Genomic DNA, 433 nt, shown 5'->3' with positions numbered 1-433 from the left:
TTTCTAAGCAATGGGATATTTTTTGTTTCTAAAGAAAACCCACCAGCAAGTTTATGACCGCCACTTGAAACCAATATATCATCGACAAAATCAAAGCTTTGAAAAATGTCAAACTCAGCATAACTCCGTGCTGAGCCTTTTGCCATTCCATCATCTTCTTCTACTAGTATATATGTTGGTTTGCAAAAATTTTCGGCGATTTTATTTGCGACAATTCCAACGATTCCGATATGCCATTTTTCGCTTGATAAGACAAGGATTTTATCATTTTTATATTTTTCAGCTTGCTGCTTAGCTTCGTTATATACCTCTTCAACTAAGGCTTGCCTAAAATTATTAATTTCGATTAGTTTTTTAACGAGCTTTTTTGCTTCTTCTAAATCTTCTGTCATAAAAAGATTTAGAGATATATCGCTTGAACCGAGCCTTCCAG

Annotated in this window: 1 protein-coding gene; it reads right to left on the bottom strand. The window is 34.2% G+C overall.

The features are described 5' to 3' along the window. Nucleotides 1–392, bottom strand: a 392-nt coding sequence (locus tag ACYVTD_RS17000) for a DHHA1 domain-containing protein (RefSeq protein ID WP_461248826.1), incomplete at its 3' end; no start/stop codon positions are given. Between the last annotated feature and the right edge of the window lie 41 nt (nucleotides 393–433).

It is taken from the genome of Treponema sp. R6D11 (genome assembly GCF_054786075.1).
Note: the sequence above shows the minus strand (reverse complement) of the source record. Positions and strands in the feature narration are given on the sequence as shown.